At 68.1% G+C, this 26,562-nt stretch carries 25 protein-coding genes; 6 read left to right on the top strand and 19 right to left on the bottom strand.

Annotation, left to right across the window (positions count from 1 at the left end; genetic code table 11):
- On the top strand, nt 1-368 hold a 368-nt coding region (locus tag A9976_RS18510; protein ID WP_183020213.1), incomplete at its 5' end, for an integrase core domain-containing protein.
- 116 nt (nt 369-484) lie between these two features.
- Here A9976_RS18510 and A9976_RS18505 read toward each other — a convergent pair.
- Nucleotides 485-1,141, bottom strand: a complete 657-nt coding sequence (locus A9976_RS18505; protein ID WP_183020212.1) for a TetR/AcrR family transcriptional regulator — start codon at nt 1,139-1,141, stop codon at nt 485-487.
- Between the two features lie 116 nt (nt 1,142-1,257).
- On the opposite strand from A9976_RS18505, the gene A9976_RS18500 reads away from it, so the two are divergent.
- Nucleotides 1,258-1,698 carry a hypothetical protein gene (locus A9976_RS18500; RefSeq protein WP_220808724.1) on the top strand — a complete coding sequence of 147 codons (441 nt, stop codon included), beginning with the start codon at nt 1,258-1,260 and terminating at the stop codon, nt 1,696-1,698.
- Nucleotides 1,699-1,706: 8 nt separating this feature from the next.
- On the opposite strand, the gene A9976_RS18495 is transcribed toward A9976_RS18500, so the two are convergent.
- The 7 genes from A9976_RS18495 to A9976_RS18465 form a co-directional block, all read right to left on the bottom strand.
- Nucleotides 1,707-2,654: a 2-hydroxyacid dehydrogenase gene (locus A9976_RS18495; protein WP_183020211.1), complete on the bottom strand. Its 948-nt coding sequence runs from the start codon at nt 2,652-2,654 to the stop codon at nt 1,707-1,709.
- A gap of 106 nt (nt 2,655-2,760) precedes the next feature.
- A complete protein-coding gene (locus A9976_RS18490; RefSeq protein ID WP_183020210.1) occupies nt 2,761-3,723 on the bottom strand; it encodes a PDR/VanB family oxidoreductase in 963 nt (320 codons plus the stop codon).
- A gap of 34 nt (nt 3,724-3,757) precedes the next feature.
- Nucleotides 3,758-4,858, bottom strand: coding sequence for an aromatic ring-hydroxylating dioxygenase subunit alpha (locus tag A9976_RS18485; protein ID WP_183020209.1), 1,101 nt, complete (start codon nt 4,856-4,858; stop codon nt 3,758-3,760).
- Nucleotides 4,859-4,888: 30 nt separating this feature from the next.
- Nucleotides 4,889-6,241, bottom strand: a complete 1,353-nt coding sequence (locus A9976_RS18480) for an MFS transporter (RefSeq protein WP_183020208.1) — start codon at nt 6,239-6,241, stop codon at nt 4,889-4,891.
- Between the two features lie 268 nt (nt 6,242-6,509).
- Nucleotides 6,510-6,983 (bottom strand): MarR family winged helix-turn-helix transcriptional regulator, encoded by a 474-nt coding sequence (locus A9976_RS18475; protein ID WP_047326188.1) that lies wholly within the window; start codon nt 6,981-6,983, stop codon nt 6,510-6,512.
- Nucleotides 6,984-7,081: 98 nt separating this feature from the next.
- Nucleotides 7,082-8,173 carry an aromatic ring-hydroxylating dioxygenase subunit alpha gene (locus tag A9976_RS18470; protein WP_013804187.1) on the bottom strand — a complete coding sequence of 364 codons (1,092 nt, stop codon included), beginning with the start codon at nt 8,171-8,173 and terminating at the stop codon, nt 7,082-7,084.
- Nucleotides 8,174-8,289: 116 nt separating this feature from the next.
- Entirely contained in the window at nt 8,290-9,048 is a 759-nt protein-coding gene (locus tag A9976_RS18465) for a GntR family transcriptional regulator (RefSeq protein ID WP_183020207.1), read from the bottom strand.
- A 229-nt stretch (nt 9,049-9,277) separates the two neighbouring features.
- Here A9976_RS18465 and A9976_RS18460 point away from each other — a divergent pair, with 229 nt between their 5' ends.
- Complete coding sequence (locus A9976_RS18460) at nt 9,278-11,170, top strand: S9 family peptidase (RefSeq protein ID WP_183020224.1); 1,893 nt, start codon at nt 9,278-9,280, stop codon at nt 11,168-11,170.
- Nucleotides 11,171-11,214: 44 nt separating this feature from the next.
- Here the strand turns inward: A9976_RS18460 and A9976_RS18455 are convergent, their stop codons facing one another.
- A complete protein-coding gene (locus A9976_RS18455) occupies nt 11,215-13,041 on the bottom strand; it encodes an ABC transporter ATP-binding protein/permease (protein ID WP_183020206.1) in 1,827 nt (608 codons plus the stop codon).
- 41 nt (nt 13,042-13,082) lie between these two features.
- Here A9976_RS18455 and A9976_RS18450 point away from each other — a divergent pair, with 41 nt between their 5' ends.
- The gene (locus tag A9976_RS18450; protein ID WP_013804190.1) at nt 13,083-13,559 is read left to right on the top strand and encodes an acyl-CoA thioesterase; all 477 of its coding nucleotides are present in this window, start codon (nt 13,083-13,085) and stop codon (nt 13,557-13,559) included.
- 75 nt (nt 13,560-13,634) lie between these two features.
- Here A9976_RS18450 and A9976_RS18445 read toward each other — a convergent pair whose 3' ends face one another.
- A complete protein-coding gene (locus A9976_RS18445; RefSeq protein WP_183020205.1) occupies nt 13,635-14,300 on the bottom strand; it encodes a polymer-forming cytoskeletal protein in 666 nt (221 codons plus the stop codon).
- A gap of 218 nt (nt 14,301-14,518) precedes the next feature.
- Here A9976_RS18445 and A9976_RS18440 point away from each other — a divergent pair, with 218 nt between their 5' ends.
- Together A9976_RS18440 and A9976_RS18435 are read left to right on the top strand one after the other, a co-directional pair.
- On the top strand, nt 14,519-14,986 hold the full coding sequence (locus A9976_RS18440) for a MarR family winged helix-turn-helix transcriptional regulator (RefSeq protein WP_013804191.1): 468 nt from the start codon (nt 14,519-14,521) through the stop codon (nt 14,984-14,986).
- Entirely contained in the window at nt 14,983-16,362 is a 1,380-nt protein-coding gene (locus A9976_RS18435; RefSeq protein WP_183020204.1) for an MATE family efflux transporter, read from the top strand. Before A9976_RS18440 ends, A9976_RS18435 begins: the two co-directional genes overlap by 4 nt.
- Before the next feature lie 40 nt (nt 16,363-16,402).
- Here the strand turns inward: A9976_RS18435 and A9976_RS18430 are convergent, their stop codons facing one another.
- The 9 genes from A9976_RS18430 to A9976_RS18390 form a co-directional block, all read right to left on the bottom strand.
- Nucleotides 16,403-16,894, bottom strand: coding sequence for a thioesterase family protein (locus A9976_RS18430; protein WP_183020203.1), 492 nt, complete (start codon nt 16,892-16,894; stop codon nt 16,403-16,405).
- Nucleotides 16,888-17,682 (bottom strand): enoyl-CoA hydratase, encoded by a 795-nt coding sequence (locus tag A9976_RS18425; RefSeq protein ID WP_183020202.1) that lies wholly within the window; start codon nt 17,680-17,682, stop codon nt 16,888-16,890. Before A9976_RS18425 ends, A9976_RS18430 begins: the two co-directional genes overlap by 7 nt.
- Before the next feature lie 21 nt (nt 17,683-17,703).
- Nucleotides 17,704-18,534, bottom strand: coding sequence for an acyl-CoA thioesterase II (locus tag A9976_RS18420; protein ID WP_183020201.1), 831 nt, complete (start codon nt 18,532-18,534; stop codon nt 17,704-17,706).
- Between the two features lie 37 nt (nt 18,535-18,571).
- On the bottom strand, nt 18,572-19,474 hold the full coding sequence (locus A9976_RS18415; protein WP_183020200.1) for an alpha/beta fold hydrolase: 903 nt from the start codon (nt 19,472-19,474) through the stop codon (nt 18,572-18,574).
- Between the two features lie 104 nt (nt 19,475-19,578).
- A complete protein-coding gene (locus A9976_RS18410; RefSeq protein WP_016446429.1) occupies nt 19,579-20,775 on the bottom strand; it encodes an acetyl-CoA C-acyltransferase in 1,197 nt (398 codons plus the stop codon).
- A gap of 155 nt (nt 20,776-20,930) precedes the next feature.
- Nucleotides 20,931-23,333 (bottom strand): 3-hydroxyacyl-CoA dehydrogenase/enoyl-CoA hydratase family protein, encoded by a 2,403-nt coding sequence (locus A9976_RS18405; protein ID WP_183020199.1) that lies wholly within the window; start codon nt 23,331-23,333, stop codon nt 20,931-20,933.
- Between the two features lie 53 nt (nt 23,334-23,386).
- The gene (locus A9976_RS18400; RefSeq protein ID WP_012203268.1) at nt 23,387-23,827 is read right to left on the bottom strand and encodes a DUF2147 domain-containing protein; all 441 of its coding nucleotides are present in this window, start codon (nt 23,825-23,827) and stop codon (nt 23,387-23,389) included.
- Between the two features lie 80 nt (nt 23,828-23,907).
- Nucleotides 23,908-25,713 (bottom strand): acyl-CoA dehydrogenase C-terminal domain-containing protein, encoded by a 1,806-nt coding sequence (locus tag A9976_RS18395; RefSeq protein ID WP_183020198.1) that lies wholly within the window; start codon nt 25,711-25,713, stop codon nt 23,908-23,910.
- Between the two features lie 63 nt (nt 25,714-25,776).
- A complete protein-coding gene (locus A9976_RS18390) occupies nt 25,777-26,484 on the bottom strand; it encodes a TetR/AcrR family transcriptional regulator (RefSeq protein WP_183020197.1) in 708 nt (235 codons plus the stop codon).
- Between the last annotated feature and the right edge of the window lie 78 nt (nt 26,485-26,562).

Here is a 26,562-nt window from a genome sequence, read left to right as displayed (position 1 = left end):
GGGCGCTGAAGGTGGCGCTCAACGGCCGCCAGACGCAGCAAATGCTGGTGCATCACTCGGACAGGGGCATCCAGTACTGCTCGAATGACTATCAGGAGATTCATCGGCGCCACGGCATTGCCTGTTCGATGACTGACGGCTACGACTGCTATCAGAACGCGCTGGCCGAGCGCGTCAACGGGATCTTGAAGATGGAGTTCCTGCTGCATCGGCCTGCCGATCTGGCCCAGGCCAGCCGGATGGTCCAGCAGGCCGTGCAGATCTACAACCAGGAAAGACCGCACCTGTCCCTAAAATTGAAAACGCCCGATGAGGTTCATCGGGCGTCTCTGGCCGGCTGGATTACGCCGGATCGGTGTCCTTCATAGGTGTCAACCTATGGCAGGACGGGTCACCATCCTGCTGCGCAGGAACGGCCTGGGCCTCCGGCACGCCATCAACGAACGCCATGCCCCCATGATGGCCTCGGCGAATGGGACAGCCTCTATGAGGCAGCAGCGCCGGCGCCCTGCACGCCACCCAGCAACATGTCTGTCCCCATCTCGCACAGCAGCTCCTCCAGTGCGCCCGAGGCAATCAGCGGCGAGGCCTCCAGCGAGGCGAAGCGCACCGTGCCCAGCACGGCCCGCGTGGCCACGTAAAGGCGCGCATAGGACAGCGAGGGGCCACCCCAGCGCTGCAGGTGGGCGGCCATGCGCTCGGCGGTCTCGCGCATGGACAGGGCAATGCGCTCGTCACCATCCTGCCGCCAGGCAAAGCGCGCCAGCTTGCGCCGCGCAGGCGTGCGACCCGCAAAGCCCTCGACGATGCAGGCGACCACGCCGCGCGCCACGGCCTCGCGCGGCAGGCCCTGTTCCGACGCCTGCTCCAGCCAGGCCTCGATGGCCGCGACGGCCGCACGGCGCTGGCCATCGACAATGGCGCGGAAGACGGCCTGCTTGTCGGGGAAGTACTGGTAGAGCGTGCCGATGGAGACGCCTGCGCGCTCGGCAATGCGGTTGGTGGTGAGCGCGGCTTCGCCCTCCTTGACCAGAATCTGAGCCGTTGCCTGGAGAATGGCTGCGAGCGTGCGCTGCCCGCGCGCCTGCACGGGCTGCCTTCTTCTCTGGGATTCAGCGGTGTGGGGGGTATTGGAGGTCATGCGGAAGAACCTGAGCACAAGGCGAGTTTTCGGCCCGGAGTTTAAGCACTACAGTGACCGGCCATTGCAGCAAATCCCAAGGAATACACCATGAAGAAGCATCAGCACACCGGCGCATGGGAAGCCCTGCCGTGAAGGGCGTGCAACTGCTGGCCCTGGCCGCTGCCCTGTTCGACACGGCGGCCGCGCTGGCCCACTTCGCCTGCATCGTCTGGGGGGGACGTGGACTGCGGCTCATGGGTGCCGGCGAGCGCATGGCGCGCATGGCCGAGGCCGGGCACTGGTATCCGCCGCTGGTGTCGGCGGCCATCGGCGTGGTGCTGTCGCTGCTGGCGGGGTATGGGCTGGCAGGCGCGGGCCTGCTGGGTCCCCTGCCCTTCATGCGCCCGGTGCTGGCCGGGGCCGGCCTGGTGCTGGTGGCGCGGGCCATGGCCTTTCCGTGGCTGAAACCACGCTTTCCGGACAACAGCGACCGCTTCTGGCACGTGTCCTCCGCCATCTGCCTGGTCATGGGACTGCTGCACCTGGCAGCAGTTGCCGGGATGGCACAGGGCTGAATCCGGCCTCAGGCCGTGACCGGCGAGACCAGCGGGCGGCCTTCCAGGTGGCAGCGCATGTTGGCGATGAAGCGGTCCACCGAGGCCTGCACGGCTTCGGGCGACCAGCCGCCGACATGGGGCGTGAGCACCACGGCGTCCAGGTCCAGCAGTTCGGCCGGTGGCGCAGGTTCGCTTTCGTAGACATCGAGGCCCGCGCCGGCCAGCCGGCCTTCGCGCACGGCGGCGGCCAGGGCGGCGGTATCGACCACGCTGCCGCGCGCGATGTTGACCAGGTGGCCCTGCGGGCCCAGCGCGTCCAGCACCCGGGCATTGACGAGGTGGCGCGTGCCGGGGCCGCCCGGCGTGGCGACCAGCAGCACATCGGCCCATTGCGCCAGCGACAGCAGGTCGCCGAAGTAGCGGTGGGGCAGCTCGCTGCGCTGGCTGCGGTTGTGGTATCCGATCTCCATCTCGAAGCCCAGCGCGCGCTGGGCGATCTTGGCGCCGATGGCGCCCATGCCCAGGATGCCCAGGCGCTTGTGCGAGACGTTGGGCGGCAGCGCCAGCGCAGTACGCCAGACGCCGTCGCGCGTGGCACGGTCCAGCCGCACCAGGCCGCGCATCGAGGCGATCAGCAGGCCCATGGCGTGGTCGGCCACGCAGTCGTCATTGGTGCCCGCGCCATTGCCCACGGCAATGCCATGGGCCTGCGCATGGGCAACGTCGATGTTCTCGTAGCCCGCGCCCAGCGCACAGACCAGCGTGAGGGCGGGCATGCGCAGCATCTGCGCGGCCGACAGGCCGATGGAGCCTATGGTCAGCACGGCCTGCACGCGCGCGCCGTGCTCGGCGATGACTGCCTCGCACTGGCTGGCGTCGGGCGCGTAGAGCACCTCGAAGGAGGGAAAGGCCTGGGCCATCTGGCGCAGATGGCCTTCGGTATTGAAGTTCAGGACAAGCAGGGCAGGTTGCATGGCGAAAGAGCGGCGCCCGCTGCCGCGGGGAAATCAGCGGCTTCAACGGGCTGTGGGCAAGGGGAAACCCATTGTCCACCCGCCAGGGGCCCTGCGCGGTGCCGCCCTACAGGTCCAGCACCAGCCGGGCGGATTTAGCGCGCGAGCAGCAGGGCAGGAACTGGTCGCAGGCGGCCTGTTCGTCTTCGGTCAGGTACATGTCGCGGTGCTCGGGCTCGCCCGAGAGCACACGCGTGAGGCAGGTGCCGCACACGCCCTGCTCGCACGAGGTCTGCACCTCCACGCCGATGCCGGCCAGCGCCTGGACGACGGTCTGCTCGGGCGCCACGCGCACCACCTGGCCGGTGCTGGCGATCTCGATCTCGAACCCGGCATCGCCCTCGCGCTGCACGGCCTCGCCCGCAAAGAACTCGTAGTGCAGGCGGTCCTCGCCCCAGCCCGACGCGCGGGCATGGCCCAGGGCCGCGTCCATGAAGCCGCGCGGGCCGCAGACATACAGGTGCAGGCCCGCCTGCGGGGCGCCGAGCAGCTGCGCCATGTCGAGCGCGCCCTCGCCATCCACATGCAGGTGCACGCGGTCGGCCCAGGGCATGGACTGCAGCAGGGCCGTGAAGGCCATGCGCTCGCGCGAACGCGCGCAGTAGTGCAGTTCGAAGTCGGCACCCTCGCGCGCCAGCTGGCGCGCCATGGCCAGCACGGGCGTGATGCCTATGCCGCCGGCCAGCAGCAGATGCCGTGCAGGGCCGTCTGCATGCAGCGCGAAGTGGTTGCGCGGCGCGCCAATGGCGATCTGCTGGCCTTCCTGCACCTGTTCGTGCACGGCGGCCGAACCGCCGCGCGAGGCGGCTTCGCGCAGCACGCCGACCACGTAGCGGCCCGTGTCCTGCGGGTCGTTGCACAGCGAGTACTGGCGCACCAGCCCGCCGGGCAGGTGCAGGTCGATGTGCGAGCCGGCCGTGAAGGCGGGCAGGCTCTGGCCGTCCAGCGGCACGAGTTCAAGGCTGCAGATGTCCTGCGCCTCGGCGCATTTGCGCGCGACGCGCACCTGGAGGATGGGGTTGGCTTGCATGGGGAATAACGCGGAAAGGAAGGGGTTCGGAAGATCAGGCCGCCGCCAGCGCACGGGCGCTGGCCTCGCGCAGCCGGCTGATCACTCGGCGCGCGCGGTTGGGGCCCGCGTCCACGTGGATGTCGATGACGGGGCGCGCGCCAAAGCGCTGCTGGTTGCGGAACTGGGCCTCGATGACGACCTTGTCCTCCTCGAAGGTGGCGGCCGTCTGGTCGATCACCAGGCGCGTGGTGTCCTGCATGTCCGGATGGGGGTTGGTGGCGATGGTCCAGAAATAGTGGGCCGAATGCTCGGTCTCCGGCGTCACGCCGTGAAAGCCCCGCATGTGAAAGCCTTCGCGCTGCGGGTCGTCCAGCTGCCCGCTGCCTGCGTCCATGGCGCCGGTCCAGATGCGCACATGCGAGGGGTGGAACTCCACCTCCTGCCAGCGGTCGATGCGGCCCGCGAACGGCCAGGCCGCCGCATAGGTGGGCGGCGGGTCGGAGTCGGGCATCCAGCGCAGCACGGTGACGCTGTCGCCCTCCTGGCGCACCTTGAGCTCGGCATTCATGTGGACGCCGGCATTGCCGCCAATGGTCTTGAGGTGCACATAGCCCAGGTGGCTGAGGTCCAGCAGGTTGTCGTGGATGAGCTGGTAGGGCGCGTCGTAGTGGTAGACATCGCCGCCGAAGCGGTAGCGCGCATCTCCGTGCACGGGATAGGCGGGCGGCTCCTGCGCGGGCACGGAATCGGGCGTGGCGCCCATCCAGATCCAGAGGATCTGGTCACGCTCGCGCAGGTCGAACGACTTGACGCAGGCCTTGGGCGGTATGCGCTGCTGGCCCGGAATCTCCAGGCACTGCCCGGCGCGGTCGAACAGCAGGCCGTGGTAGCCGCAGCGCAGGCCGCGAGGCTCCACCGTGCCGCAGGACAGCGGCAGCTCGCGGTGGCAGCAGCGGTCTTCCAGCGCGGCGACGCTGCCATCGGGCGTGCGGAACAGCACGACGGGCCGGCCCAGCAGGGTGCGCGCCAGCGGCGCGTCCTGGAGTTCCCAGGCAAAGCCGGCGACATACCACTGGTCCAGCGGGAAGGCGGGCGTGGAGGAGGGTGTGGGGGCTGGCGTGGAGGCAGGTGCAATGGTGGTGCATTCGGTCATGGGGTTCTCCTTCTTGTCTGCAAGTCGCGCTCAATGCGCCGACAGCGTGCGGCCCGTGGCTGCGGGCGAGCCGGCTTCGGGCCCTTGCAGCCGGTGCAGCGACACGATGCAGGCCGCGAACACGAAGGCCGCGCCATAACCCACGTACAGCTGGCTGGCCGACCAGGAGACGTCGAGCAGCGAGCCCGCGACCATGGGCGAGACGATGGCGCCGATGCGCCCTATGCCTATGCCCCAGCCCACGCCGGTCACGCGCACCTCGCCGCCATAGACCATGGGCGCGATGGCATAGAGCCCCGCCACGCAGCCGTTGACGAAGACACCGATCAGAAAGGCCAGCGCATAGGACAGCAGCAGCGAGCCCGGATTGCTCACGATGAAGCACAGCAGCACGGCCGTGGCCAGCATGAAGCCGGCCAGTGCGCGGTGCACGGGATAGCGCGCCGCCAGCAGCCCCAGCAAGGTGGCGCCCAGGATGCCGCCCAGGCTCAGCAGCACGCCGCCGGTCACGCCCTGCTCGGGCGTGAGGCCCGAGGCGGCCAGCAGCTTGGGCGTCCAGCTCATCACGAAGTAAAAGCCGAACATCACCGCGAAGAAGGACAGCCAGACCAGCAGCGTGGGCCGGCGCAGGCCCGGCGCAAACAGCTGCAGCGGGCCACGCCGCGCAGGCCCCGCCGCTGAGGGCGCGGCAGGCGGCAGCGCCGCCAGCGTGGGCAGGCCCAGGCGGACCACCAGGGCATTGAGCCGCTGCAGCGCGCCGGCCGGGCGCCGCGCCAGCAGGAAATCCATGGACTCTGGCAGGCGCCACCAGGCCAGGACCAGCACGCCCAGCGTCACGCAGCCGCCGAACAGGAAGACGGCGCGCCAGTCATGCCGGCCCAGCAGCCAGACCGCGATGGAGCCGCCGATGCTGGCGCCCAGCGCATAGCCCGTGGACTGCAGGGTGACGGCCAGGCTGCGCCAGCGCTGCGAGGCGTACTCGCTGGCGATCACGTTGCTGCAGGCCAGGATGCCGCCCACGCCCAGGCCCGTGAGCACGCGCAGCGCCGCAAGCTCGATGGCGCTGTGGCTGAAGGCCGAGCCCAGCATGCCCACGCCCGAGAGGGCCAGGCAGGCCAGGATCAGCGGCCGGCGGCCCAGCCGGTCGGCCCAGGGCGCGATCAGCAGCGATCCGCCCGCCATGCCGAACAGGCCCGCACTGAGCAGAAAGCCCAGCTGGGCGCCGCTGAGCTGCCAGTGCGCCGACACGGCCGAGGCCGTGAAGGCCATGACCAGCACATCGAAGCCGTCGATCATGTTGAGCACCATGCACAGGGCTATGACCGACCACTGGAAGCGTGTCATGGGCCGCTGGTCCACGCTGGCGCGCAGATCGGCGCTCATGGCTGCAGCCCCCGCGCAAAGGGGATGGAAGATGCGGCGGCGCGGGGCCGCTGCAAGCGAGGGGCAAGCAGGCAGGCAGTCATCGTGGGTCTCCTTGGGGTGGAAGCTCTGGCCGAGCTTTCTTGTGTTTTCAGCCGCTTTCGGCCGTTCTCAGTCGTTCATTACGTATGCTGAACGTGATTCAGTTTACTGAATGATGATGTGCGTCAAATACCGGGTTTCCCCCGATCAGGGTCGGTGCGCCATGCGCGCAGCCGGCAGGCCGCCCTCAGTCGGCGGACGATGTTTCCGTGGATTCGCGCACGTCGTGCAGCTGCACGAACTTGCGCAGCAGGCGCTTGAACTCGGCCTGCTCTTGGGGTTCGAGCGCGGCCAGCATGCGCTCGTGCAGTTCGTGGACATTGGGCACGAAGCCGGCCAGCATGGTCTCGCCCTCGGCCGTGAGCGTCAGGCGCCGCTGGCGCCGGGGCAGGATCTCGCGCAGCACCCAGCCCTTGGCCTCCAGGCGCGCAGCGATGTCGGCCGTGGTGGAGTTGTCCAGCGCCACCAGCCGTGCCAGCGTCACCTGGTCGATGCCCGGCTTTTCCTGGAGCATGCGCAGGATGGCGTACTGCACCGGCGTCACGTCCGGCCCCAGCACGTCGCGGAACAGCTGCGCCGCGATCTGCTGCGCGCGCCGGATCAGGTGGCCCGGCTGGTCGTAGAGGTCGATGGAAAGCGGATCGGAGGCGGAGTGGACCATCGGTGGCGGCAGGCCTTGCGGCCCTGGGGTTGAAGCCCGCCGAGGTTACCCCATCCCCGGCGCCGCCCGCGCCTGCTGGCCTGGCCATGCCGGCAGCCTCAGGCCACGGCGGCGGCAGGCTGGGCCGCTGCTGCGGCCACCGCCGCCGCCTGCTGCTCCTGCGCAATCCATTTGTCGATGACCTTGCGCGACTGCACGCCGCCCGCATCGATGTTGAGCTTGAGCAGCTTGCGGTCGGGGTGGGCGCTGAGGTTGCGCTGCTGCAGCTCCAGCATCTGCAGGTCTTCGCTGAAGATCTTGTGCTGGCCCTCGCGGATGCGGTCGGTGACTTCGGCATCGCCCGGATTGAAGCGGCGCGCCATGCCCCAGAAGTACCACATGGATTCCTCGGTCTCGGGCGTGATGAAGTCCACCACCATGCTGTAGACCTTGTGTTCGTCGGGCGCGTCGTAGCCGCCGTGGCCTGCATGGGCCACGCCGACCTCGATCAGCACATGGCTGGGCGGGGTGAAGCGGCAGACCTGCCAGCGGTCCACGGGCACCTCGTCGGCCAGGCCGTTGCTGCGCAGCGCCATCTTCCAGAACGGGGGGGCGGGGATGTCGTTCATGAAGCGGCTGGTGACGACCTCGACATCGGCGCCCTCGCCGCGCGTCTCGGTCTTGCAGGGCGTCTCGTCGATCTCGGCCTGGCCGATGGAGCTGGCGTGCACATAGGTCTCGTGCGTCAGGTCCATGAGGTTGTCGATCATCAGCCGGTAGTCGGCCTGGATGTGGAACATGCCGCCGCCGTAGGCCCATTCGGGGTTGTCGTGCCAGGGCAGCTTCGGGATCAGGGCGGCATCGGCCAGCGCCTTGTCGCCGGGCCAGACCCAGATGAAGCCGTGGCGCTCCTCGACGGGATAGCTGCGGATCTCGGGAAAGCCGCGCACGCGCTGGCCCGGCATGGCAATGGTCTTGCCGTCGCAGCCCATCTCCAGGCCGTGGTAGCCGCAGACCAGCTTGCCCTCGCAGACAAAGCCCAGCGACAGCGGCGCGCCGCGGTGCGGGCAGAAATCCTCCACGGCGGCAACGCCGTGCTGCGCGCGGTAGAACGCAATGCGCTCGCCGCAGATGCGACGGCCCAGCGGCTTGTCCTGGATCTCGTCGGACGTGGCGGCCACGTACCAGGTGTTCTTGGGGAATGTGCTCATGGGGGGTCTCCTTTATGGGTGGGGTCCGCAGTCCTTGGCGCTGCGGTGGCTGGGGCACGGGCGGCCGAGGCCGCCGGCACGTATCAAGCGCAGATCAAGCGCGGATCAGACTCGAATCAGGCTCGGATCAACTGCACGCCAGGAACCGCGTGGCTGCCGGGCTCGCTCACGGCCTCGCGCAGGTTGCGGCGCGCAATGCGCGAGTGCTCTTTCATCAGCGCCTCGGCCCGGGCGCCCTCGCGCGCGGCAATGGCGTCCAGCACCTGGCGGTGCTGGTCCTGGGCCACCATCAGGCTGTGGCGCGCACGCGGCGATTCGGCCCGCGCCAGCACAAAGCCCGAGGGCGAGGCGAAGGGCATGCGCACCACGCGCTCCAGCTCGCGCTGCATGACGCTGCTGCCGGCCATGGAGTGCAGCAGGTCGTGGAATTCGGAGTTCAGCGCCACATAGCGCGAGAAGGCCTCATCGCCCCAGTCGGGCGCCTCCAGCACACGGTCGATGGCATCCAGGCAGCGGCCGGCCTGCGCCAGCAGCGGCTCGGCCACGCCGCGCTCGGCCGCCCAGCGCGCGGCCAGGCCTTCCAGCGTGCCGCGCAGCTCGATGGCATCTGCCACATCGGCCTCGGAGAACAGCCGCACGCGGTAGCCGCGCCCGCCGGCCATGGCTTCGAGCAGGCCTTCCTGCTCCAGCCGCATCAGCGCGGCGCGCACCGGCGTGCGCGAGATGCCCAGGCGCTGCACCACGGTCAGCTCGGCGATGCGCTCGCCTGCGGGCAGTTCGCCCGCAAGAATCATCTCGCGCAGTTGCAGCTGGGCCTTGATGACCTGGGAGTGGCTTTCCGTTTCGGAGGCGGCGGGGGCAAGCTGGGGGCTCATGGGGCTTTGTCTCGATGGAATGGCGTCAATGTATACAACCATGGCAATTCATGGCGCACATTTCCGCAAAAACACGGGAAAACACCAATCAAATGTATACAACCAATCCCGGCAAAGACAGTGACCCGCCTGTTTGTATACATCGCCATGGCATCATGGCCGGCTCCCTTTTTCCCTGCCGCTGCAACCCAGGAGGTCACCCTTGCCGACGTTTTCCCGACACCCCGCCATGGCCGCCCACATCCTCAACCTGGCACGGGATGCCAGCGCCGATGCGCAGGCACCGCAGGCCTATCCGATCAAGGACTTCTTCCGCAATCCGGAGCGCGGCTTCTTCCGCCTGGCCGATGATGGAAAGACGCTGGGCTTCATGCAGCCCGTCGGCGTGGACGGCCATCCGGCGCGCATGAACATCCATGTGCAGGCGCTGGAGGGCAGCACCCCTGTGGGCGAGCCGCGCCGCATCACGGCCGAGACCGAGCGCGACATCAGCAACTTCTTCTGGAAGGGCCCGGACGTGGTGCTCTACCAGAAGGACTTCGGCGGCGACGAGAACTTCCACGTGCTGGCGGTCAACGCGCGCAGCGGCGAAGCCACCGACCTGACGCCCTGGGACGGCGTGCGCGCCAGCATCGAGGACGACCTGGAAGACGACCCCGACCATGTGCTGATCAGCCACAACCGGCGCGATGCCGAGGTCTTCGACGTGTACCGCGTGAACGTGCACACGGGCGCGGCGCAACTGGTGGCGCAGAACCCCGGCAACATCGTCGGCTGGCAGACCGACCATGCGGGCCGCGTGCGGGCCGCCGTGGCCAGCGACGGCCTGAACAGCGCCCTGCTCTACCGCGACGACGAGGCCGGCGAGTTCCAGCCCCTGATCACCACCGACTACCGCACCAGCGTCAGCCCGGCCTTCTTCACCTTCGATGACCAAAGGCTCTACGCCCTGTCCAACCGGGGCCGCGACAAGCTGGCCTTGGTGGTCATCGACCCGGCCCGGCCCGATGAGGAAGAGGAAATCTTCGTGCCCGAGGAAGTCGATCTGGGCGCGGCGGCCTATTCGCGCAAGCGCCGCGTGCTGACCCTGGCCGCCTACCAGACCGACAAGCCGCAGTACCGCTTCTTCGATGCCGAGACCGAAGCCCTGTACGGCCGGCTGGCCGCGCAGCTGCCGGGCTACGACTTCGCCATCCAGGGCGCCAACCGCGCCGAGGACAAGTTCATCGTCGCCGCCTTCAACGACCGCACGCCGGGCGCGCGCTACATCTACGACGCGGCCGCCGATGCGCTGACCAAGCTGGCCGACATCAACCCGGCCATTCCCGAATCCGCCATGTCGCGCGTGCAGCCCGTCAGCTACACCAGCCGCGACGGCCTGACCATCCACGGCTACCTGACCCTGCCGGCCGGCCGCGAGCCCCGGAACCTGGCCTGCATCATCAACCCGCACGGCGGCCCCTGGGCGCGCGACGGCTGGGGCTACAACCCCGAAGTGCAGTTCCTCGCCAACCGGGGGTTCTGCGTGCTGCAGGTGAACTTCCGGGGCTCCACGGGCTATGGCCGCGCGTTCTGGGAAGCGGGATTCGGCCAGTGGGGCCTGAAGATGCAGGACGACATCACGGACGGCGTGCACTGGCTGATCGACCAGGGCATTGCCGACCCTGCGCGCATCGGCATCTACGGCGGCAGCTATGGCGGCTATGCCACGCTGGCCGGCGTGGCCTTCACGCCCGACCTGTATGCGGCGGCCGTGGACTATGTGGGCGTGTCCAACCTGTTCACCTTCATGAAGACCATTCCACCCTACTGGAAGCCGCTGCTGGACCAGATGCACGCCATGGTGGGCGACCCCGAGCGCGACAGGGAGCGCCTGGCCGCCACCTCGCCGGCCCTGCATGTGGAGCGCATCAAGGCGCCGCTGTTCATCGCCCAGGGCGCGCGCGATCCGCGCGTGAACAAGGACGAGAGCGACCAGGTGGTGAAGGCGCTGCGCGAGCGCGGCGTGGAGGTGCAGTACATGGTCAAGGACAACGAGGGCCACGGCTTTCACAACGACGAGAACAAGTTCGAGTTCTACGAGGCCATGGAGCAGTTCCTGGTCACGCACCTCAAGCCCTGAAGCCGTCCAGGCGCCCGGCCCCCCGGTCGCCCGGCCGCACAGCGCTACAGCACGGCGGGCTCCCCGCTTTGCTGCAGCGCCCACATGTCCGCATAGCGCCCGCCCGCCGCGACCAGCTGGGCGTGGGTACCGCGCTCGACGATGCGGCCCGCGTCCATGACCAGGATCTCGTGCGCATCGACCACGGTGGACAGGCGGTGGGCAATCACCAGCGCCGTCTTGTTGCGCGCGGCGCTTTGCAGCTCGGCCTGGATGGCGCGCTCGTTGGCCGAGTCCAGCGCCGACGTCGCCTCGTCGAAGATCAGGATGGGCGGGTCCTTGAGCAGGGTGCGCGCAATCGCCACACGCTGCTTTTCGCCGCCCGACAGCTTGAGGCCGCGCTCGCCAACGCGCGTGGCATAGCCCTGGGGCGTGGCCTCGATGAAGTCGTGGATGCGCGCGGCGCGCGCGGCGGCCACCACCTGGTCGCGGCTGGCGCCGGGGCGGCCGTAGGCGATGCTGTATTCCACCGTGTCGTTGAAGAGCACCGTGTCCTGCGGCACGATGCCCACGGCGCCGCGCACGCTGTCCTGGGTCAGCTCGCGCAGGTCGTGCCCGGCAATGCGCACATGGCCGGACTGCACGTCGTAGAAGCGGAAGATCAGCCGGGCCAGCGTGCTCTTGCCCGAGCCCGAAGGGCCGACCACGGCCACGGTCTTGCCGGCCGGAATGGTGAAGCTCACGTCCTTGAGGATGGGCCGCTCGGGGTCATAGGCGAAGTCCACATGCTCGAAGCGCAGCTCGGGCGGCGCGCCGTCGGCCGGCAGGGGCCGGGCGCCGGGCGCGTCGGCCACCTCGCGCTCCTTGTCCATGAGGGTGAACATGCGCTCCAGGTCGGTCAGGCTCTGCTTGATCTCGCGGTAGATCACGCCCAGAAAGCCCAGCGGGATGTAGAGCTGGATCATGAAGGCATTGACCATGACCAGGTCGCCCAGCGACAGCCGCCCGTCCACCACGCCCTGCGTGGCGCGCCAGAGGATGGCGACCAGGGCCGTGGCGATGATCAGCTGCTGCCCGCAGTTGAGCATGCTCAGCGTGGTCTGGCTCTTGAGGCGCACGCGGCGCAGCGCCTCCAGGTTCTCGTCATAGCGCCGCGCCTCGAAGCCCTCGTTGCCGAAGTACTTGACGGTCTCGTAGTTCAGCAGCGAGTCGATGGCCTTGGTGTGCGCCGCCGACTCCTGGGCATTGGCCTCGCGCCGAAAGCGCGTGCGCCACTCGGTCACCGTGACCGTGAACGTGATGTAGAACACCAGCGCCGCCAGCGTGATGACCGCGAACCAGATATCGAAGCGCAGCGCCAGGATGCCCAGCACCAGCGCCATCTCGATGAAGGTGGGCAGGATGCTGTAGAGCGAATACGAGATCAGCGACTCGGTGCTGCGCACGCCGCGCTCGATGTCGCGCGTCATGCCGCCGGTCTGGCGCTCCAGGTGAAAGCGCAGGCTCAGCGCATGCAGGTGCTCGAAGGTGGACAGCGCAATCGCCCGCGAGGCGCCCTGCGTGGCCTTGGCAAAGACCAGGTCGCGCAGCTCGGTGAACAGCGAACTGGAAAAGCGCAGCAGTCCGTACGCCAGCAGCAGGGCCACGGGCACGACCAGCACCGCCCGGGCGTCGCCGGCCTTCAGATCCAGCGCATCGACCAGGTGCTTGAGCAGCACTGGCACGCCCACGTTGGCGAGCTTGGCCCCGATCATGAAGCCCAGCGCCGCCAGCACGCGCCACTTGTATTGCCACAGGTAGGGCAGCAGGCGCCGCAGCGCGTTCCAGTCCCGCGACGGTGCCGGGGTTGGGACTAAGGGTAAATCCGTAGGGGAAGCGCTCTCGCGTCGCATGAAAGACAATTCTCGGTTGTTATATTGACCCGATTGTGCCCATGCCACCCCGCCCCGACCTCCCGCCCCATCCCTTGCCCGCAGACAAGGAGCTGGTTCTCAAGGTCATTCCCATGCCCGCCGATGTCAACGCCAATGGCGACATCTTCGGCGGCTGGGTCATGGCGCAGGTTGACCTGGCAGGTTCCGTGCTGCCCTCGCGCCTGGGCCAGAGCCGCATGGTCACCGTGGCCGTGAACGAGTTCATCTTCAAGCAGCCCGTGCGCGTGGGCGACATCCTGTCGTTCTACTCCAGCGTGCAACGCGTGGGCCGCACCTCGGTCACGGTCGATGTCGAGGTCTATGCCGAGCGCTTTGCCGACCAGGGCCGCTTCGTCAAGGTGACCGAAGCCCTGCTGACCTACGTGGCCATCGACGGCCAGGGCAAGCCCCAGTCACTGCCGGACAACGACCAGGTGCGCTCCTGGCGCGCGTCGGCCGAGCGCAATGCAGAACGCAAGCAGCAGCAGGCCGGCTGAACCCGCCTGCGCCTCTGCAGCCATGAAAAAAGCGACCTTCGCAGGTCGCTTTTTCATTTCCGGTGCAGGAAGGGCTCAGGCCAGAGAGGGAGTGACGCGCGGCTGCAGCGAAGCCGCTGCGGTGGCCGCAGCCAGGGCAGCGGAGCTGCTGGCGGCGCTGTCGCTGGAGGCGGCCGACGAGGAAGAGGACAGGCTGGAGGCACTGGATGCCACGGCCGAACCCGAAGATGAACGCGGCGAGGAACCGGCCTCGATCTGGCCCGTGAGCTCGCCACCTTCCTCGATCACCACCTTGCCGTAGCGGATCTTGCCGCTGACCTTGCCCGTGCCGTAGATGACCAGCTTCTCGCGCACGGTCAGCGTGCCGTCGAACACGCCATGGATCTCGGCGATGTCGATCTCTGCCGTGCCATGGAAGGCACCCTGCTCGGCGATCTGGATCACGCGCGAGTCCATGGTGGCCTCCACCGTGCCTTCGACCACCAGCGTGTCGCAATCGGTGATCTCCACGCCCTTGAGCTTGATGTTCGGTCCCACGGTGAGCTTGCTGCCCGGGGAGTCCTGCGACACAGGCGAGGCCTGGCGCTGGGTGGATGCCGGGCTGGTCACGCTGGAGCTGGGCATGACGGCTCCCGAAGGGCTGCCGCCCGTGCTGGCAGCGCCTGTGCCGCTGCCCAGGGTGTTGCGGGAGGTGAAAGCATCGTTGTCGCGCTTGCCAAAGAACGGGTTCTGAACAGCCATGGGTGGGTCTCCTTCGGAAAAATCCGATGCTACGCACACGAACTGGCAACAAATGCCGGCATCTCGCAATAACGGTAACGAGATGGTTCTCCCGTTTCATGTGCTTGCAAGCCTTTCTCGATCACACACCACGCATGCACAGGTCGCGCAGCGGACATGCGCAAATCAATAGGTGCATCTACACTTATTTCCATTACAAGCCACCTGCCCCACGCCCCATGACCTCCTCCACCTCAAGCGCCGCCAGTCCGGTCTGCACCTGCTTCATGGTGCGCAGCCTGTCGCGCAAGATCTCCCAGCTCTATGACGACACGCTGGCGCCCAGCGGCCTGCGCGGCACGCAGTTCAGCCTGCTGGTGCAGGCGCGCAATGCGCCCGACGGCCCGCCCACCGTCTCGGCCCTGGCCGAGCAGTTGCACACCGACCGCACGACGATGACGCGCAACCTGCGCACGCTGCAGCAGGCAGGCTTCATCGACCTGGTTCCCGGCGCGGATGCGCGCAGCCGCTGCGTGGTGGTCACGCCCGAAGGCCGCGCCCGCATCCGCGAGGCCGCCGCCCTGTGGCGCCAGGCCCAGCAGCGCGTGCGCGAGCTGTGCGGCAGCGAGCAGATCGGCGCGCTCGAAAGCCTGGTGCTGGGCATGCTGCCCGTGCTGGAAACCGCCACGCAGGAGAGCGCGGAATGAGCGCCGCCCTGCCCTCCGCAGCCCCTGGCGCTGCGGCCAGCGGGTCCGCGCATCCGTTGGTCAGCGGACCCATCGCCTCCACCCTGGTGCGCCTGGCCGTGCCCAACATGGTGGCGCTGAGCATGTCGGTGCTGGTCGCCGTGGCCGAGACCTACTACGTGGGGCAGCTGGGAACCGTATCGCTGGCGGCCATGGCCCTGGTGTTTCCGCTGGCCATGCTCACGCAGATGATGAGCAACGGTGCCATGGGCAGCGGCGTGTCCTCGGCCATCAGCCGCGCGCTGGGCGCGGGCGACGGCGCGCGTGCCTCGGCACTGGCCCTGCACGCCATCGTGATCGGCGCCATCGCAGGCCTGCTGTACTCGCTCATCTTCGTGCTCTGCGGCGCCACCTTCTACGGCTGGCTGGGCGGGCGCGGCGAGGTGCTGGCAGCGGCCACGGGCTTTGGCGCCGTGCTGTTCAGCGGCGCCATCCTGGTGTGGCTGTGCAATACGCTGGCCTCGGTAGTGCGGGGCACGGGCAATATGCGCATGCCCTCGGCCGTGATCTTTGCGGCCTCGCTGGTACAGATCGTGGTGGGCGGCACCCTGGGGCTGGGCCTGGGGCCCATGCCGCGCTGGGGCATGCCGGGTGTGGCCGTGGGCAACATCGTGGCCATGGTGCTGGCCGTGGCGGCCTTCCTGGCCTACCTGCAATGGGGCCAGCAGCGCCTGCAACTGGACTGGCGCACGCCGCGCCTGGCCTGGCCCATGTTCCGCGACATCCTGCGCGTGGGCGCCCTGGCCTGCCTGTCGCCCGTGCAAACGGCGCTGGCCGCGCTGCTGCTGACAGGCATGGTCGCCCGCCTGGGCCCGCTGGCCCTGGCCGGCTACGGCATAGGCCAGCGGCTGGAGTTCCTGCTGATCCCCATGGCCTTCGGCGTGGGGATGGCCGCCGTGCCCATGGTGGGCATGGCCATGGGCGCCGGCCAGGTGGCACGCGCGCGCCGCGTGGCCTGGTCGGGCGGCGCCATGGCCGCCGCCCTGCTGGGCGTGCTGGGCCTGGTGGTCATGGCCTGGCCGCAGCTGTGGTCTGCCATCTTCACCGGCGACCCGGCCGTGCGCGCCTATGCCGACCTCTACCTGCGCACCGTGGGCCCGGCCTTCGGGCTGTTCGGCCTGGGACTGGTGCTGTACTTCGCCTCCCTGGGCGCAGGCCGCGTCTGGGCTCCCGTGCTGGCCGGCACGGTGCGTCTGCTGATCGTGGTGGTGGGCGGCGGCTGGCTCATGTCCAGCGGCCTGGGCAGCGCCCAGTCGCTGTTCATCCTGGTCGCCGTGGCCATGGCCGCCTATGGCGCAGGCACGGCCTGGGCCGTGTGGCGCGCGCGCTGGGGGTGAAGAAACGCAAAAAGAAGGCCCGCAGTCAGCGGGCCATGCTTCAAGAAACGATGTACGCCGCCGTCCCCGTGGACAGCAAGCTGCCATCGGCCCCCAGGAATTCCATGCGCGTATTGGCCACGCGCGAACCCAGCCGCAGCACCTCGGCGCGCAGGATGAATTCGCTGCCTATGCCGGGGCGCAGGTAGTCCACGCGCAGGTCGATGGTGCCCAGGCGCGAGAAGCGGTGCAGGCGCTGCAGCGGCGCATCTTCCATGTGCCTGGCACCGATGGCCGCCATGACGGCCAGGCCACCCATGGAGTCCAGGCCGGCGCTGATCACGCCGCCGTGGATGCGCTGGTAGGCCGCATGGCCTACGAGCTCGGGCCGCATGGTGATGCGGCCTTCAACCCGCTCGGGCAGCACTTCGGTGATGCGCAGTCCCAGCACCTGGTTGAAGGCGATCTGGCGCTCGAACACTTCGCGCAGCCCGGCGACGAACTCGGGCTCGAACTGAACGGGCGCCGCAGAGGCCTTCGTGGATTTCAGCACTGGCTGAAGTCCGGCTTGCGCTTCTCCATGAACGCGGTGAACGCCTCCTTCGCGGCAGGTCCGCTCATCAGCTTGCCGAAGCTCGCGCCCTCCTCGGCCATGCGCTCGCGCACCAGGCCGGACTGGCCGGCCTTCATGAGGCGCTTGGTTTCGATCAGGGCCGACAGCGGCTTGGCGGCCAGCTTCCTGGCCTGTGCCTGCGCCAGTGCATTGCATTCGCCGGGCGGCACGACGCGGTTGACCAGGCCCACTTCCAGAGCGGCTTCGGCCAGGAAGGGCTCGCCCAGCAGCAGGGCCTCGGCCGCGCGGTGGTAGCCGAGCATCTGCGGCAGCAGCAGGCTGGAGGCCGCTTCGGGACACAGGCCCAGGTTCACGAAGGGCAGCGAGAAGGCCGCGTTATCGCCCGCATAGACCAGGTCGCAGTGCAGCAGCAAGGTGGTGCCGATGCCCACGGCCGGGCCGCAGACGGCGGCGATCACGGGCTTGGGAAAGGCGGCGATGTTGTGCAGGAAGCGCCAGACGGGGCGCTGCTCGCCCTCCGGCCTGGCGGCGCCGCCGGCCGACTGCTTGAGGAAGTCGGCAATGTCGTTGCCCGCGCTGAAGATGGCCATGTCGCCCTGGAAGACCACGCAGCGCACGGCGGCGTCTTCGCCGGCCCGGGCCAGCGCATCGGCCATGCTGGCGTACATGGCCTCGGTGATGGAGTTCTTCTTGTCGGCGCGGTTGAAGGTGATGGTGCAGACACCGGCTTCGGTGTGCACGAGGATGTCCTGGGTGGTTTCGCTCATGATGGTCTGTGCCCTTTGGCTTTATTCCTTGAAATACACGATCTGGTGGCTGCTCGCCAGCATCACGCCGGCTTCGCTCCACAGCTGGGCGCTCTGGTCGAAGAAGCCGTTGCGGAACTCCTGGCCGCGCGCCTGGGCCAGCAGGTGGCCCGTGCCTGCCGCAGCCAGTCCCTCGCGCCCCGCATGGAAGTAGACGGTGATGGACACCGTGCCCGCCGGGGTGCGCTGTGCACGGCGCAGCCACACGCGCGGGAAGAATACGTCAGCCAGGCCGGCCAGCGCGCAAAAATCCAGTGCACGCGGCGGTTCGTCGCGCACCCACAGGCGCGTGAGGCTGTCGGTCTCGCGGCCATCCCAGGTCTGGGGAATGATGCCGTCGAGAAAGCGCATGTCGTAGCGGTTGAGCCACTCCACGCCGCCCAGCGGCGGCACGCGCGGCACGGTGGCAGGAGCAGGCACCTCGGGCATGGCCAGGTCGGTGCCGCCCCAGGTGCTGCGCCGCGCGGCCGTGACGGCGGTGGCCGTGGTGACGACCTGGGCATCGCCATCCTGGTCAGGCTGGGTGATGGTCAGCAGCCAGTGCTGGGTGGAGCGGTTGGTGCGAACGGGCCTGGCCTCGATGTCGAAGCGCCCCGCGCCCAGCGCGGCAGCGTAGTTGACGGTAATGGACAGCGGATCACCCAGGCACAGCGGATGCTGCTGGATGGCCTGCACCAGCGCGGCTGCGGTGATGCCGCCGTAGGGACCCACCATGTTCCAGTAGTCCTGCGTGGTCTGGCCCTGGTAGTGGCCAACGGCGCCGGTGGGCGTGAGCGCCACGGCCCGGTCGAGAGGATGGATGTCTGTGCTCATGGCAAAAGAGTGTGATGGCAAGCGGGGCCCGCGTCCGTCAAGCCGGCGACTCTGCGGGTGAGGGAAAGCGCGGGTGGGCAGCGGCAGCCGGCGACCTGGTCCAGCCCGAGAACACGTCCACGGCCCGACCCCAGAGCGCTTCGCGCATATCGGCGCGGAAGAAGCCGAAATGCCCTATGCGCCGCAACTGCAGCGCCTTGGGCTCGATGCGCTCGATGCGGCTGGGGGCATTGGCGTAGAGCGCGAACAGGTGCTCGGTGCCGCGCCAGGTCATGAGTTCGTCGTCGCTCATGGACAGCGCCATCACCGGAAAGCGCACGGCGGCGTAGCTGCGCGCGGCGGCCTCGCCCTCGGCACCCACGCTGTAGCGCGGATTCAGGCACCAGCGGCGCCACTGCAGCATGACGCCGGCCGGCAGGTCGCCCACCTTGCGCAGGCGCCGGCCCGGAAAGTAGCCGCACAGGCGCGTGGCCACGGGCACCAGCACATGCCAGAAATAGGGAACCATGCGCTTGAGGCGGGGCGCATTGTCGCGCCAGTAGCCGCTGCCGGCCGCAATGCTCAAAAGGCCGTCCACCAGCTGCGGCGTGCGCAGCAGGCCCGGCAGCTGGGCGCCCAGGCTGTGGCCGACCAGGAACAGCGGCTGGTCCGGCAGCTGCGCCTTGGCATGGGCGATCACGGCCTCGTAGTCGCGCGCCCAGTCGCACAGGTCGGCACGCACCTGGCGCAAAGAGCCTTGCAGGGAATCGCCATGGCCCCGGTAGTCAAAGCTGGTCACCCGATAGCCCTGGCCAGCAAGCCAGGTGGCAAAGGCCTCGTAGAAGGCCTGGCGCACGCCCATGGCCCCGCCGATGACCACGCTGGCGCGCGGCGGGCCAGCGGGCGTGTAGACGCGCAGCGCCAGCGTGACGCCGTCGCTGCTGAGTTGGTGTTGTTCCATGGCTGTCTCCTGGTCGGTGCCGTTTCTGTGCCGGCTCGCATGGATGGGAAAGGATGGGATGAGCGGAAAAAACAAAGCCCCGCGAACGGGGCTTTGAGCAACGGTCAGACCCGCTCGAAGATGCCGGCGGCGCCCTGGCCCATTCCGACGCACATGGTCACCATGCCGTAGCGCAATTGCTTGCGGCGCAGCGCATGCACCACGGTGGCCGAGCGGATGGCGCCCGTGGCGCCCAGCGGGTGGCCCAGGGCAATCGCGCCGCCCATGGGGTTGACCTTGGCGGGGTCCAGGCCCAGCGTGTTGACCACGGCCAGCGACTGGGCGGCAAAGGCTTCGTTGAGTTCGAACCAGTCGATGTCGTCCTGCTTGAGGCCCGCATAGCGCAGCGCGGCCGGGATGGCCTCGATGGGGCCGATGCCCATGATGGCCGGCGGCACGCCCTTGCTGGCATAGCTCACGAAGCGCGCCAGCGGCGTGAGGCCGAAGCGCTGCACGGCAGCGCCGCTGGCCAGGATCAGCGCGCCTGCGCCATCGCTGGTCTGCGAGCTGTTGCCGGCCGTCACCGAGCCGCGCGCCGCGAACACGGTGCGCAGCTTGCCCAGGCCTTCCAGGCTGGTGTCGGGGCGCGCGCCCTCGTCCAGCTCCACGGTGCGCGTGCGCACCACGGGCTCGCCCTTGGCCAGGTCCAGGCCCCGGTCGGTGACCTCGATGGGCGTGATCTCGTCCTTGAACTCGCCGGCCTGCTGCGCGGCCAGGGCACGGCGGTGCGACTCCAGCGCAAAGGCGTCCTGTGCATCGCGCGAGACCTTCCACTGCTGGGCCACCTTCTCGGCCGTCAGGCCCATGCCATAGGCAATGCCCACGTCGCCATCGCGCTCGAAGATGGACGGCGACAGCGAGGGCGCGTTGCCCATCATGGGCACCATGCTCATGCTCTCGACGCCGGCCGCGATCATCACGTCGGCCTCGCCCACGCGGATGCGGTCCGCCGCCATGGCCACGGCCGACAGGCCCGAGGCGCAGAAGCGGTTCACGGTGATGCCGCCCACGCTGGTGGGCAGGCCCGCCAGCACGGCGCTGATGCGCGCCACGTTCAGGCCCTGCTGGGCCTCGGGGATGGCGCAGCCGCAGATGATGTCCTCGATGGCAGCCGGGTCCAGCCCCGGCACCTGGGCCAGCGCGGCCTTCAGCGTGGTCGCCAGCAGGTCGTCGGGACGGTAGTTGCGGAAAAAGCCCTTGTGCGACTTGCCGATGGGCGTGCGCGTGGCGGCGACGATGTAGGCGTCTTGGATTTGTTTCATGGAGATTGCTCCTAGATCTCAGTTATTCGTGGCCCGCAACGCAGGCATGTCCCAAGTCAGGGACAGCAAGCAAGGGCCTAAGCTGGCCGCGCCGCCCCGCCGCGAGGCTGTCGTCCCCCTGGGGGGAAGGCGCGAAGCGACTCAGGGGGGGCATATCAATTGCGGACGGGCTTGCCGGTGTTCAGCATTCCGAGAATGCGTTCATGGGTCTTCGGATGGCCGATCAGGTGGCAGAACGCCTTGCGTTCGAGCTTCATCAGATAGGCCTCGTCCACCAGGGTGCCCGCATCCACGTCGCCGCCGCAGACCACGTTGGCGATCAGGCTGGCCACATGCTGGTCGAACTCGCTGATGAAGCCGCCGTCGCGCATGTTGACCAGCGAGCCCTTGATGGTGGCCACGCCGCTGCGTCCCGCCACGGGAAAGCTGCGCGGCAGCGGCGCGCGCCAGCCGCCTGCGGCCATGGACTTGGCCTCGTTGATGGCGACGAAGAGCAGCTCGTCCTTGTGCGGCACGATGAGGTCGCTGTCCAGCAGGTAGCCCAGCTTGCGCGACTCGATGGCGCTGGTGCCCACCTTGGCCATGGCCGCGGCCGTGAAGCCTTCGGTCAGGAAGGGCAGTAGGTCCTTGCCCGTGCTGGTGGCGGCGTTCTCTGCCGCGCGGCGCGCGATGTAGGTCAGGCCGCCCGCGCCGGGCACCAGGCCCACGCCGACTTCCACCAGGCCGATGTAGCTTTCCATGTGCGCCACGCGGCGCGCGCTGTAGACGGCCAGCTCGCAGCCGCCGCCCAGCGCCATGCCATGGATGGCCGCAACCACGGGCACCTGGGCGTAGCGGATGCGCAGCATGAGGTTTTGCAGCTCCTGCTCCACGCTTTCGATGGCATCGGCACCACCGATCACGAAGGCCGGCATGGTGGCCTCCAGGTCGGCGCCCACGCTGAACGGCGCATCGCCCGACCAGATGACCATGCCCTGGAAGTCGGTCTCGGCCACGTCCACGGCTTCCATCAGCGCTTCCATGACCTCGGGGCTGATGGCGTGCATCTTGTTCTTGATGCTGGCGATCAGGATCTGGCCGTCCAGCGTCCAGGTGCGCAGCGCCTTGGATTCGGCGATCGTGGTGCCGGCCGTCTTCCAGTCGGGCAGGCTGTCTTCGCCCAGCAGCTTCTCGGGGAAGATCTGGCGCTCGTAGACGGGCAGCACGCGGCGGGGCACGAATTGGCCTAGTGCAGGGCTCCACGAGCCCTGCGCCGTGTGCACGCCACCGGCCTCGGCCACGGGGCCTTCGAAGACCCACTTGGGCAGAGGTGCCTTGCTCAATGCCTTGCCGGCATCGATGTCCTCCTGGACCATCTTCGCCACTTCCAGCCAGCCGGCTTCCTGCCACAGCTCGAAGGGGCCCTGCTTCATGCCGAAGCCCCAGCGCATGGCCTGGTCCACGTCGCGTGCGGACTCGGCAATGCTCTCCAGGTGGATGGCCGCGTAGTGGAAGCTGTTGCGCAGGATGGCCCACAGGAAGCGGCCCTGCGCGCCCTCGGCATTGCGCAGCAGCTTCAGGCGCTCGGCCGCGGGCTTCTTGAGCATGCGGCCATAGACCTCGTCGGCCTTGCCGCCTGCAGGCACGTAGTCCTCGCTGTCCAGCTCGAACTGCAGGATGTCGCGGCCGACCTTCTTGTAGAAGCCCTTCTTCGCCTTCTGGCCCAGGTTGCCCAGCTCGATCAGCTTGGCCAGCACGGGCGGCGTGCCGAAGCTGCCGTAGAAGGGATCGGTCTCGGCGCTGAGGTTGTCCTGCAGCGTCTTGATCACATGGGCCATGGTGTCCAGGCCCACCACGTCGGCCGTGCGGAAAGTGCCGCTGGATGCGCGGCCCAGCTTCTTGCCGGTGAGGTCATCGACCACGTCGAAGGTCAGTCCGAAGTTCTCGACCTCCTTCATCGTGGCCAGCATGCCGGCGATGCCGATGCGGTTGGCGATGAAGTTGGGCGTGTCCTTGGCGCGCACCACGCCCTTGCCCAGGCCGCTGGTGACGAAGGCTTCGAGCTGGTCCAGCACCACGGGCTGCGTGGTCGGCGTGGCGATCAGCTCCACCAGCGGCATGTAGCGCGGCGGGTTGAAGAAGTGGATGCCGCAAAAGCGCGGCTTGATCGCGTCGGGCAGCGCCTCGGACAGCTTGGTGATGGACAGGCCCGAGGTGTTGGACGCCACGATGGCGTGCTTGGCCACATGGGGCGCGATCTTGGTGTACAGGTCGAGCTTCCAGTCCATGCGCTCGGCAATGGCCTCGATGATCAGGTCGCAGCCCTTGAGCAGCTTGAGGTGCTCCTCGTAGTTGGCAGGCTGGATCAGGTCCGCGTCCTCGGCCACGCCGATGGGCGAAGGCTTGAGCTTCTTGAGGTTGGCGATGGCGCGCTCGGCAATGCCGCTTTTCGGGCCTTCCTTGGCGGGAAGGTCGAACAGCACCACGGGCACCTTGACATTGACCAGATGGGCCGCGATCTGCGCCCCCATCACGCCAGCGCCGAGCACGGCGACTTTCTTCACATTGAATCGGGACATGGATGTTCCACAAGTGGGAGGAAGGGGCCGCTGCGGCCGCCTCCCGGATTGGTTTACTGCACGCGCACCCAGGTCTGGGTGCGGCCGAAGGGGCCGATGGAGCCGCGCACCTCGAGCTTGGCGCCGCCTTCGATGGGCGTCAGGCGCAGCGTGTAGGTCTTGCCGTTTTCGGGGTCGAGGATCTTGCCGCCTTCCCAGACGTCCTTGCCCTCGGCCTTCTTGGCGCCGCGGATGATCTCCAGCCCCTTGAGCGGCTGGCCCTTGCGGTCGTCCGAGCATTCGGTGCAGGTGGCGGCCGGATCGGCACCCTTGCGCAGGATCTGCTCGATGCGGCCCGTGACCACGCCGTCGTTCTCGGCCACGCGGATCTCGGACTTGGCCTCGCCGCTCTTGTCGTCCACGCTCTTCCACAGGCCCACGGGCGTCATCTGCGCCTGCGCTGCGGCGGCCGTGAGGCCCAGGACCATTGCTGCCAGTGCTTGATATGCCTTCATTTCAAACCCCTTTCGCCTAGAAAGGCGCGCAGGCCACGCTGATGCGCACAGCCCGCGCTCCCATGTTGGAGTGAAGCCGTTCAGGCCAGCGCCGCGTCCGTGTCCATCAGCGACTTGCTGCCGGCGCGGGCCGTGCGCATCAGCGTGGCGGTCTCGGGCAGCAGCTTGGCAAAGTAGAAACGCGCGGTCTGCAGCTTGGCCTGGTAGAACGGGTCGGTGTTGCCCTTGGCGATTTCGCGCAGTGCCACCTGGGCCATGCGGGCGAAGAAGTAGCCGAACACCAGGTGGCCCGCCACACGCAGGTAGTCCACGGAAGCGGCACCCACCTCGTCGGGGTTTTGCATGCCCTTGAAGCCGATCTCGGTGGTGAACTTGGTCATCTGGTCGCCCAGGTAGGCGATGGGGTTGATGAACTCGGCCATCTTCTCGTTGACGCCCTCTTCCTCCACCAGCTGCGCCACCAGCTTGCCGAACTTCTTGAGCGAGGCGCCCTGGTTGCCCAGCACCTTGCGGCCCAGCAGGTCCAGCGCCTGGATGCCGTTCGTGCCTTCATAGATCATGTTGATGCGCGCATCGCGCACGAACTGCTCCATGCCCCATTCGGTGATGAAGCCATGGCCGCCATAGACCTGCTGGCTCATGGTGGTGGCCGTCCAGCCGTTGTCCGTGATGAAGGCCTTGACGATGGGTGTCAGCAGCGCCACCAGCTCGGCGCTGTCCTTGCGCACCTTCTCGTCGGGGTGGTTGAACTCCTTGTCGATCAGGAAGGCGCAATAGGTCACCAGGGCGCGGCCGCCCTCGGCATAGGCCTTGGCCGTCAGCAGCATGCGGCGCACATCGGGATGGACGATGATGGGGTCGGCCGGCTTGTCCTTGGCCTTGGTGCCCGACAGGCTGCGCATCTGCAGGCGGTCCTTGGCATAGGCCAGGGCGTTCTGGTAGGCCACCTCGGTCAGGCCCAGCGACTGGTTGCCCACGCCCAGGCGGGCGGCATTCATCATCACGAACATGGCCTGCAGGCCCTTGTTCGGCTGGCCCACCAGGGTGCCGATGGCGCCGTCGATATTGATCTGTGCCGTGGCATTGCCATGGATGCCCATCTTGTGCTCCAGCGCGCCGCAGAAGATGGGGTTGCGCTCGCCCAGCGAACCATCGGCCTTGACCACGAACTTGGGCACCACGAACAGGCTGATGCCCTTGGAGCCGGCCGGCGCATCGGGCAGGCGTGCCAGCACCAGATGGACGATATTGTCGGTGAAATCGTGCTCGCCCGCGCTGATGAAGATCTTGTTGCCGGTGATCTTGTAGGTGCCCTCGGGCGCGCCGGCCACGGGCTCGGCCTTGGTGCGCAGCAGGCCCAGGTCGGTGCCGCAATGGGGCTCGGTCAGGCACATGGTGCCGGTCCACTCGCCGCTGGTCAGCTTGGGCAGGTACAGCTTCTTTTGCTCTTCCGTGCCGTGCACATGCAGGGCTTCATAGGCGCCGTGCGACAGGCCCGGGTACATGGTCCAGGCCTGGTTGGCGCTGTTGAGCATCTCGTACACCGCCGAGTTCACCGCGAAGGGCAGGCCCTGGCCGCCATAGGCCGTGTCGCAGGACAGCGAAGGCCAGCCGCCTTCCACATACTTCTGGTAGGCCTCCTTGAAGCCCTTGGGCGTGGTGACCTCGTGGGTTTCCTTGTTGAGCACGCAGCCCTCGGCATCGCCGCTGATGTTCAGCGGGAACGTCACATTGGCCGCGAACTTGCCCGCCTCTTCGAGCACGGCATTGATGGTGTCGGCATCGACCTCGGCATGCGCCGTCATCTGCTGGTAGTCGTCCGTGACCTTGAACACCTCGTGCATGAGGAATTGCATGTCGCGCAGGGGCGGGTTGTAGCTGGGCATTTGTCTTCTCCTGTGATGGCGGGGTTTGCGGTGGATACGGTGAAAACGGTGGAAGCGGAAAAATCAGGCCGGGCGGGCGTAGCGCGCCAGGATGCTCTCGAAGCCGTCGATGGCGCGTTGCATGGAGCCTTCGTTGCGCAGGAAGCGCGCTTCGTAATGCAGGGCCAGGATCAGGCCGTGGATCTCGAACAGCAGCTGGTTCTCGTCCAGGTCGGCACGCAGGTCGCCGCTTTCGCGGCACTGCACGATGGTGCGGCGCATGGCTGCATGCCAGGTCTGGACCGAGGCCGTCAGCGCATCGCGCACCGGCCCCGTGCGGTCGTCGAACTCCACGGCGCCGCTGATATAGATGCAGCCCGAGTCCAGCTCGATCGACGTGCGCTTCATCCAGTTGTCGAACAGCGCACGCAGACGCGCCACGCCGCGCGGCGCCTGAAGCGCCGGAAAGAACACTTCCTGCTCGAAACGATCGTGGTACTCATGCACCACGGAAATCTGCAGCTCCTCGCGCGAGCCAAAATGCGCGAACACGCCCGACTTGCTCATGCCCGTCAGCTCGGCCAGAGCGCCGATGGACAGGCCCTCAAGACCGATGTGCGTGGCCAGGTTGAGGGCGGCCTCCACAATGGTGGCCTTGGTCTGCTGCCCCTTGTGCAGCGCGCGGCGCGGCGCGGGCGCAGCGGCTTCGTGCGCGGAAGAGCCCGCCTTGGGATCGGCCGTGGCATCAGCGGTCAAACGGGTGGTGCGGCGTGGGGCGGAAACGCTGGACATGCGAAATTCTTGTTAAAACGAACGTTCGTGCTATTTTGCATGGAAAGCTTGTCGCGGCGAAGACATGCGGGGGAAAAC

The sequence above is a fragment of the Delftia sp. UME58 genome, assembly GCF_014170385.1.
GTDB lineage: Bacteria > Pseudomonadota > Gammaproteobacteria > Burkholderiales > Burkholderiaceae_C > Comamonas > Comamonas acidovorans.
The sequence above is the reverse complement of the archived record's forward strand: the minus strand, read 5'-3'. Positions and strand labels throughout refer to the sequence as shown.

What these genes read in the sequence shown, in the direction of transcription:
- A9976_RS18450 (WP_013804190.1), top strand. Translation starts at nt 13,083, where the DNA reads ATGCCACCCCGCCCCGACCTCCCGCCCCATCCCTTGCCCGCAGACAAG.
- A9976_RS18440 (WP_013804191.1), top strand. Translation starts at nt 14,519, where the DNA reads ATGACCTCCTCCACCTCAAGCGCCGCCAGTCCGGTCTGCACCTGCTTC.
- A9976_RS18400 (WP_012203268.1), bottom strand. Translation starts at nt 23,827, where the DNA reads ATGAAGGCATATCAAGCACTGGCAGCAATGGTCCTGGGCCTCACGGCC.
- A9976_RS18405 (WP_183020199.1), bottom strand. Translation starts at nt 23,333, where the DNA reads ATGTCCCGATTCAATGTGAAGAAAGTCGCCGTGCTCGGCGCTGGCGTG.
- A9976_RS18490 (WP_183020210.1), bottom strand. Translation starts at nt 3,723, where the DNA reads ATGCAAGCCAACCCCATCCTCCAGGTGCGCGTCGCGCGCAAATGCGCC.
- A9976_RS18495 (WP_183020211.1), bottom strand. Translation starts at nt 2,654, where the DNA reads ATGCAACCTGCCCTGCTTGTCCTGAACTTCAATACCGAAGGCCATCTG.
- A9976_RS18390 (WP_183020197.1), bottom strand. Translation starts at nt 26,484, where the DNA reads ATGTCCAGCGTTTCCGCCCCACGCCGCACCACCCGTTTGACCGCTGAT.
- A9976_RS18480 (WP_183020208.1), bottom strand. Translation starts at nt 6,241, where the DNA reads ATGAGCGCCGATCTGCGCGCCAGCGTGGACCAGCGGCCCATGACACGC.
- A9976_RS18410 (WP_016446429.1), bottom strand. Translation starts at nt 20,775, where the DNA reads ATGAAACAAATCCAAGACGCCTACATCGTCGCCGCCACGCGCACGCCC.
- A9976_RS18415 (WP_183020200.1), bottom strand. Translation starts at nt 19,474, where the DNA reads ATGGAACAACACCAACTCAGCAGCGACGGCGTCACGCTGGCGCTGCGC.
- A9976_RS18470 (WP_013804187.1), bottom strand. Translation starts at nt 8,173, where the DNA reads ATGAGCACATTCCCCAAGAACACCTGGTACGTGGCCGCCACGTCCGAC.
- A9976_RS18435 (WP_183020204.1), top strand. Translation starts at nt 14,983, where the DNA reads ATGAGCGCCGCCCTGCCCTCCGCAGCCCCTGGCGCTGCGGCCAGCGGG.
- A9976_RS18455 (WP_183020206.1), bottom strand. Translation starts at nt 13,041, where the DNA reads ATGCGACGCGAGAGCGCTTCCCCTACGGATTTACCCTTAGTCCCAACC.
- A9976_RS18395 (WP_183020198.1), bottom strand. Translation starts at nt 25,713, where the DNA reads ATGCCCAGCTACAACCCGCCCCTGCGCGACATGCAATTCCTCATGCAC.
- A9976_RS18500 (WP_220808724.1), top strand. Translation starts at nt 1,258, where the DNA reads ATGGGAAGCCCTGCCGTGAAGGGCGTGCAACTGCTGGCCCTGGCCGCT.
- A9976_RS18465 (WP_183020207.1), bottom strand. Translation starts at nt 9,048, where the DNA reads ATGAGCCCCCAGCTTGCCCCCGCCGCCTCCGAAACGGAAAGCCACTCC.
- A9976_RS18445 (WP_183020205.1), bottom strand. Translation starts at nt 14,300, where the DNA reads ATGGCTGTTCAGAACCCGTTCTTTGGCAAGCGCGACAACGATGCTTTC.
- A9976_RS18460 (WP_183020224.1), top strand. Translation starts at nt 9,278, where the DNA reads ATGGCCGCCCACATCCTCAACCTGGCACGGGATGCCAGCGCCGATGCG.
- A9976_RS18425 (WP_183020202.1), bottom strand. Translation starts at nt 17,682, where the DNA reads ATGAGCGAAACCACCCAGGACATCCTCGTGCACACCGAAGCCGGTGTC.
- A9976_RS18505 (WP_183020212.1), bottom strand. Translation starts at nt 1,141, where the DNA reads ATGACCTCCAATACCCCCCACACCGCTGAATCCCAGAGAAGAAGGCAG.
- A9976_RS18420 (WP_183020201.1), bottom strand. Translation starts at nt 18,534, where the DNA reads ATGAGCACAGACATCCATCCTCTCGACCGGGCCGTGGCGCTCACGCCC.
- A9976_RS18475 (WP_047326188.1), bottom strand. Translation starts at nt 6,983, where the DNA reads ATGGTCCACTCCGCCTCCGATCCGCTTTCCATCGACCTCTACGACCAG.
- A9976_RS18485 (WP_183020209.1), bottom strand. Translation starts at nt 4,858, where the DNA reads ATGACCGAATGCACCACCATTGCACCTGCCTCCACGCCAGCCCCCACA.